We start from the raw sequence: 7,644 nt of genomic DNA, 5'->3' as shown, positions 1-7,644 counted from the left end.
TTTAGCATAGCTAAATTCCTAATTTTATATTTTCAAATATTATACAGAAAGTAAAGTTTTAATAAAACTTTATATATTTTTCTATATGTAAAAAAGTCTTTTTCAGTAAACCTGTATAAAACCTTGATTTTGTTTTTAAAAATAAAATTTTGACAAGAATAGTTAAGGTTAATTTATTGTTCATATTAAAGACATTAAAAGAGGAATAACTGACTACAAGGTAATAAATTTAGTTAAAGAGCTAATAGCGAAAAATATTATTTCAGTTATAAAAAAAGATAAAATCAGGATATGAAATTTTTAAAGTAAATTTATGGATAAAGAGTAGAAATAAAAATTTAGCGAGAAATAATAAGTATGAGATATTATCTTTTTTTCATCAAGAATTTAATCCAAATTTGGATTAGATTTATACTAAATTTTTATAAGCTATTTTTTTAATTAAAGTAAATTCAAATTTATAGGATCTCAATTCCTTATAGGTAGGCTACAAACAAAATAGTTGAAACTCTGATGAAAAGTAGAAATAGAGGTTTCAATTCCTCATAGGTAGGCTACAAACAAAATAGTTGAAACTCTGATGAAAAGTAGAAATAGAGGTTTCAATTCCTCATAGGTAGGCTACAAACAAAATAGTTGAAACTCTGATGAAAAGTAGAAATAGAGGTTTCAATTCCTCATAGGTAGGCTACAAACTCGGTGATTTTATTGAAATGTTTATTTTTGATAATGCGAGTTTCAATTCCTCATAGGTAGGCTACAAACAGAAATATTAACTCCAATTGATATGAAAAATATTTGTTTCAATTCCTCATAGGTAGGCTACAAACCTGTTTTTTCTATCTCCTTATCCCCGTAGCTAATTAAAGTTTCAATTCCTCATAGGTAGGCTACAAACTGATTATGACGATGACTGTGAAGCAAGAGAAGAGTTGGTTTCAATTCCTCATAGGTAGGCTACAAACCCTTTCTTCTTTATTCATATTCTGTTGCCAAGAAACCAGCATAAATATTAGCTATATTTAAAATTTACATCAAAAAAATTTTCTTGTCAAATTGAGTTTATTTTCTGTCGACCTTCAATCCTGTAAAAATTCTTGGGGATCGACAAATCAGCATCATTATTAGCTTAGAGTTAAATTTTGGCAAAATTTTAACATCTTAAAAGTACTAAAATTTCCCTAAAATTACCTGATCGACAAATTTTTGGGAAATCCGATCTTTATGCTATAAAACTTTCTTTTAAGAATTTAAATCAATTATTAACCATCCGAGTATTTCATTAGTTAAGGTTATTTTTCTTGATTTGTTTGGTTTGTTTTCATAACCTTTTGGTGCTATTTCTTTAAATGCTTTTGCAAATAACATCTGATTTAGCTGTTTTACTAATAAATTTATTGTAATACTATGGAACCCTTGATGTTTTCCAAGTCTTAATACTAACCATTTTTTATTTGTTGCTACTTTTACAAGATCTAATCTTCGTTCTAATTTTACTAATATTATTTCTTTGTCTCTTTGATTTAAATCTGATGTATTTTTAAAATATTCTATTTCTGTTTCTAAAATACTTTCTGCAAATTCATTGCAAGCTTCTCTTAATTTTTTTAATCCTAAATATTTATAATTGTCTGAAATAAATCCTTCATATTCTTCTTTCCAAGGTATATTCATTTTAATTTTAAATTCTGTTCCTGCTTTTAAAACTTCATGTAGTTCTTCAAAACTTCCTGAAGCTCCTATTAGTTTTATATCATCTACTTCTAAGCATTCTTCTGGATTTTTTAAATCTGTATCTGACACTATTAAAAATCTTAAAAAATCTTTTTTTCCGTCATTTTCTTTAAAATCTCCTCTAAAAACATAATTTTCCCATTTTTTTGATAATCTTTCAAAGTTTTTCTTTATTTCTTTTTTATTTTCTCCTCGTAGGCAGTTTTCATAATCTTTTAGGAAATTTTCTTTTAATTTTTTATCTTGATTGAATTTGTCTTTTAGGATTTTGTAAAAAAGTGCTGTTCTTATTGCTCCTTTTATTTCTGTTCCTGGTATATAAACTTCATTACCTTCTTTTATAAAGTCCCATATCTGTTTATACTCATTTCTATGGTTTTTGATTTTTCCTTTTATTTCAATTGTGTATTCTGACTCTATATTTAGTTTCCAAGCTTTTATAATATCTCCAATATTTTTTGTTAATGGATTTCTTTCTATTTCTGCAGTTAGATTTATTAATCTTTGTTTGTTATTTTTTATGCTATTTACTACTTTTTCAAATTTATATATTGATATTTTATTGTTATCTATTGAATATGCCCAGTTATTTATTTGTTCTCCATTTCCTATATGTATTGGTGAAAGGGTTTTTAATTTATATTCTGGCATTTATTTATTCCCTCCTTGTATATATAAAGGAAACGCAAGTCCATACTGATAAATATTTTTTCCTGCTTTTTGATTTTTTATTAAATTTCCATAGTAATTTGAGTTTTCTTTTACTTTTATCTGACTTCCTTCTTTTAGGTAAAATACTTTATTTTTCCAAATATCCATTCCTTTAAAATCATAATTGTTATCAACAGCTCCTCTAAATGTGAAATAATCATAAAAACTTTCTTTGTAATTTATTTTGTTATCTGGAATTACTGGTGATAAAGTTATAAATCTATCTGTTTTATTTGTGAAATATTCTTTGAGTTGTTTTATTTCTTCAAGTTTTCCAAATTTTACTTTTCCAAATCCTATAGATCTATTTCCGCCAAGTCCAATATCTTCTATAACTTTTAAACTGCTTTCTATTTTTTGTTTTATTTCTTGGCTTTCTACTGCTAAAAAGAAATATCCTTCTGATATTGCAACTATTTCTTCAAAATAAAGTTCTCCACCTTCTCCTGTAGAACCTGTAATTCTATCTATTGATGCATGTGGAATATTATCAACTGTTGCAAATTTTGTAGTTGATAAGTTTATCTCTTCTAATTTTAAATTCAGCTCTAACTCATCTTGTATTTTTCCTTGTAGTATTTCTGTAAATAAATCTATCGGGATAAAGTTAATCCTTTTAAATTTTTTAAAGTCTATTTTTTGATTTGTGCTTTTTCTTATTGATTTTAGTATTGGTTTTGGTAGTAATAAATTTTTATCTTGTTTTGGAAATATTGAACTTATTAAAAATGGAATATTACCTTGTTCAAAATTATTTAGTAGTTTTATTAAATCTTCTTCTCCATATAAAAGTCTATAAGCCCAAGATATTGCTCCAAAAATTGTGTAAGCTGACGGTAATGATTTAAAAACTGAGTATGGTGTAATATCTACTTTATATATATTCATTGCTTATACCTTATTTTTGAAAGTTTTTTAAAGCTTCAGATACAGATTTATATTCTCCTTTTAATTGTGGTTCTGACTGTCCTATATAATAGGATCTATCTTTGAAATATATTTTTATATCTTTAAATATAACTCTACCGTTTCCTCTTGAACCTCCACCACCTAAATAGTTATCTTCTACTCTTTTCATTCCTTCAAAGATTATTCTTATTCTATTATGATCTTCTTCGTCATAAACTTCATAGCCTATTTCTACTTCAAATTCTGAGCCTGCTGGCACTCTTTCTTGTTGTCTTGGGTTTGCTTGTGCTGTAATTCTATCTATTGCGTTTTCTGTTTTTACTTCTGTATATAATCCTGCTCCAAGTTCTTCTTCCCATTTTTTGATTGTTTCTGCTGTTGGATATGCATCATAAACTTTAATTCTTACTGGTCCTGCTATTTCTGAAACTTCTTTTAAATCTGATACTCCAACTCCAAAAGTTATAGCTACATCATTAAGTTTGTTAGGGTTTTCAGGATCTTTTATTTCAAACTTACTTTTTATATTTCCTTTTTTGTCTTTTGCTATTTTAACAAGTTTATACTGCCATTCAAGTAAACTTCTCATTTTTCCTTTTAATGAGGAACCAGGAATATATGGTATTCCTTCTTTTATTTCTCTGCCATCTGGTAAAGTTAAAGATATAGGTGTTTTTATGACTGGATTATCTATTCCGCCTATTTCAAAACTTTCTTTTGAACCTCCTATGTGTAGCCCTGTTAAGCAATATATATTAGCTTTTATTAAGTATGTTCCTTTAAATTCTAAATTCATACTTTTACCCTCCTTTATTCATACTGTTTATTATAAGCAACTATTGCTGTCATAAATTCTTCAAATGCTTTAAAATCTTCTTTATCTGTAGAGTTTTTTAGTTTGTCTAAGCATGCAACAAGTAGATTATAAAAATCTTTTGGTAGTAAATTTCTTCCTTTTGCATAAGCAAGTTTTGGATATAAAAGATATAATTCTGTGTTATCTTCCGATAATCCTTTTATTTTTTTATCGCATATATCTTTTATCTCTGCAAATATTTTTCTAAGTTGAGAGGTTTTTAATGAGGTACCTGATTTTCCTTTCTTTAATTGTCTAACTATTTCGTCTGCCCACCCATTTGGAATAGCAAAAGTTTCTGGCTTTAAAACTTCTGAAAGTTTATTAGCCTTTTTTATCTCTGTTGTTATTTCATCTATGAAATTTTTCTCTTTTTCTTTTGTATTCTTCATTTTAAACCCTCCTTTTTTATATATAAACAAAATTTTTTAACTTTTCTGACTTCTTGTTTTCAATGAAACATAATTTGTTAAAAAGGTTAATTTCTTCATAATTTTTTCCTCAAATAACATTTTTGCTATTTTTTCTTTAAAATCTCCTTTTATGTTTCTCGCAATATAGTATTGTGCGTAAGGATAAAACATTGGATTTGGTTTTTCTTTATAAGGAAATACTAATTTATCTTCTTGTGTTTCATCTTTCAAAAACTGCTCTTTTAATCTATGAACTGCATATATAAATCCTCTTTGTAATTCTTGCTTTTCAATAAGTTCTTCTAATTTATCTGCCTGTTCTTTTATCTCTTCAAGCTCATCCCAAGTTATTACATCTCCTAAAACAGATATTCTATTTTTTCCTTTTTCTTTTGCTATATCTTCTGACTCACCTGCTATTTCTGCCGCTGTTTTTATTGGAAATTTTGGTTTTACTTGTATATATCCTGCTGATATTGTTATATTTGGATTATAACAGGTGAATTCTTTAAATTTATCATTTATTAGTTTTGCTACTTCTATAGCTTTATCCCAAGGTGCTATTAAGAAAACATCATCTCCACCTGAATAAAGTATATAAAATAGGTTGTCTATTTTGAAATTTTTATCTTTTTCTTTTGCTTTTACTTTTCCTGTTAAAGATTCACATATATTATTTAAATATCCTGCAAAAAATAAATCTAACATTCTACTTATTGTAGCAATTCTTGAAATGGATATTTTTCCTTTAAGTCCAAAACTAAAAAGTTTTCCAAGATTATCTACATCCATTCTTAAAATTCCTATTCTGCTATCTCCTTCTGAGTATTCTGCTAAAAGTGTAAATGAAACTATCTGATCTTTATATATTATTTCTTCTTCTCCTGTTTCTTCTGGTAATATTTTTGTGGTAGCTTTTGGAACAACTTTTCCCATAAATTTAAATCCTGTTGAGTATCTATTTAAAGAAGTATCATTAATTTTTAATATCTCTACTACATTTTTATCTTTTGAAAAATTTATTAAATCTTCTTTATTTTCTATTAAATAGACTGTGCCAAACTCATCAAAAGATATAGCTCTTTCATTTTTGCTATTTTCTTTTTTTATTGAAAATATTAAATACTTAGTATTTGGTAAAATTTGCCCTATATTTTTAAATTTTTCACATAAATCACAAACTTCTTTTGATTCTCCAATTAGATATGTATTACAACTTGGACATTTTTTCTTGTTTTCTTTAATTTGGTTTGATTTGTAATTTAAAACTTCAAATATTTTCCCTGTTTCAAGTAAATAGTTAAATCTTTGTTTTTTTGCATTATCTAAATTTTCATTTAATCTTTCTAATACTTTTTGATAGTTTGTTTCAAGTTCTTCAGGTGAGTATTCATATTTTCCTATTGCTAAGCCTAAATCTGCTTCAAAATTTTCTGCTAAAAACTGATTTATCTTTATTTCTATCTCTTTTAATTTTTCTTTATTTTCTTCTGTATTTGCAATTAGTATTTCAAAAATTCCACCACCACTATAAAGAAGATTTGTAATAGGATATCCAAGCTGATTTAGTATATATTTTGATAAAACTTCTGGAAGTAAAGCTATATAAAAACTTCTTCCTCTAAGTCTTTTAGCTACTCCTCCCTGCCCTTGATGAACTTTATATATAAATTTTTGAATTCCACTTATATCACCTTTTAAATGTAAAAACAATTTTTCTTTTTTTGTTTTTTCCCAATTTTTATTAAAATCTTTATTTGAATCTGCAAAAACAGTAGCAACTGCTGATAAAATCCTTGAATGGTCAAATAAAGATATATCTGGATAATGTTTTGTATAATTTTCTTTATCAAAGGTTGATGCTGGAATACACCAAAGATATTTATAAAGTAGATGATATATTAAACTAAAAATCTTTTCAGGATGCTCTGAAAATTTCAGATTTACATTTTTTAATTTTTCATTGAACTCATTTTTAAATTTTTGCCAATGTTCTTTATAATCTCCTAAAATTTCATTTTTAGTTTTTTCATTTAAATCAATAAATGCTTCTTCTAAACTTTTTGGAAATATATCTTTTGATAGATTTAAAGGTGATATTTTATAAAAATAGTTTGATTTTATAACTTCTTTATTTAGTTTTAGATTTTCAAAAATACTTCTAAGTCTTGGATTTTGCTCTGCAAATTCAACAAGTTGTTTTTTCTGATCTTCTGGTAAAACATCTACATTATAAATAGTTTCTTCTTTTGCCCTTTCTGAAGAAGATATCCAATCTGCTTTTTGAATTAGATATTGTATTTCTGAGTTTGGCTTGTGGTGATAAACACCATCTAATATTTTATCTATTTCATCTTTTGAAAATACTGCTTTAAATCCTTCTATTAATTCTTCATTTATGGCTCTATAGGATAAATAAGCATGTGCATATCCAAATTCCTTTTTTTGATTTTCAGATGTTTTTATATGTGTAGCTCTTTGATAAAATTTTCCTATATCGTGAAAAAATCCTGCTAAGGATATTAAATATTTTGTATTTTTATCCATATCATCCCCCTTTTCTCTAAAACATTTTTATTTTTATCATAAAATTCTCTTGTTAGTCAACCTTATATAAACAATAATTTTTGTAATTTCTGACAATTTTTAGTAGTCATCATCCCAACTATTATTCCAAGTATCATCCCAATCATTATTTAAAAAATCATCATCGTAGCAAATATCATGATATATATTGGAAGCAAGATGGCAATAAGCAGGATCGGTAATATAATCATCATCAGAAAAATAAGAGGTTGAAGGTGAACTACTCCCCGCCCTTACGGACGGGGAGCTTCTGAGGGAGTTTGACAGCTTAACGCTGTCCTTATCCCTCCTGGCAGGTTCACGCTGCCAATACTCCTATCCCCTCATCAAGCAGGGATTTGGAGATACCTTTTAGTCTGTAAAGCCGTATCTTTACTACCTTCTTTAATCCTGTTATAAGGTCAAACCACTTTTTCTTAAACTTCCTTAAGATGT

5 protein-coding genes and 1 CRISPR repeat array are annotated in these 7,644 nt (G+C 26.6%); all 5 genes read right to left on the bottom strand.

Annotation, left to right across the window (positions count from 1 at the left end; genetic code table 11):
- Nucleotides 1-465 precede the first annotated feature (465 nt).
- Nucleotides 466-965: direct repeats of the CRISPR family, unit length 30 nt; unit sequence GTTTCAATTCCTCATAGGTAGGCTACAAAC.
- Between the two features lie 277 nt (nt 966-1,242).
- The 5 genes from csm5 to cas10 are packed head-to-tail and all read right to left on the bottom strand — an operon-like array spanning nt 1,243 to nt 7,170.
- Complete coding sequence (csm5, locus tag CLV39_RS00325) at nt 1,243-2,385, bottom strand: type III-A CRISPR-associated RAMP protein Csm5 (protein ID WP_121922252.1); 1,143 nt, start codon at nt 2,383-2,385, stop codon at nt 1,243-1,245.
- Nucleotides 2,386-3,333 (bottom strand): type III-A CRISPR-associated RAMP protein Csm4, encoded by a 948-nt coding sequence (csm4, locus tag CLV39_RS00320; RefSeq protein WP_121922251.1) that lies wholly within the window; start codon nt 3,331-3,333, stop codon nt 2,386-2,388.
- A 10-nt stretch (nt 3,334-3,343) separates the two neighbouring features.
- Entirely contained in the window at nt 3,344-4,150 is an 807-nt protein-coding gene (gene csm3 / locus CLV39_RS00315; RefSeq protein WP_121922250.1) for a type III-A CRISPR-associated RAMP protein Csm3, read from the bottom strand.
- A gap of 14 nt (nt 4,151-4,164) precedes the next feature.
- Nucleotides 4,165-4,602, bottom strand: a complete 438-nt coding sequence (gene csm2, locus CLV39_RS00310; RefSeq protein ID WP_121922249.1) for a type III-A CRISPR-associated protein Csm2 — start codon at nt 4,600-4,602, stop codon at nt 4,165-4,167.
- Between the two features lie 36 nt (nt 4,603-4,638).
- The gene (gene cas10 / locus CLV39_RS00305; protein WP_121922248.1) at nt 4,639-7,170 is read right to left on the bottom strand and encodes a type III-A CRISPR-associated protein Cas10/Csm1; all 2,532 of its coding nucleotides are present in this window, start codon (nt 7,168-7,170) and stop codon (nt 4,639-4,641) included.
- Nucleotides 7,171-7,644: the final 474 nt, after the last annotated feature.

It is taken from the genome of Hydrogenothermus marinus, from assembly GCF_003688665.1.
Lineage (GTDB): Bacteria > Aquificota > Aquificia > Aquificales > Hydrogenothermaceae > Hydrogenothermus > Hydrogenothermus marinus.
The sequence above is the reverse complement of the archived record's forward strand: the minus strand, read 5'-3'. Positions and strand labels throughout refer to the sequence as shown.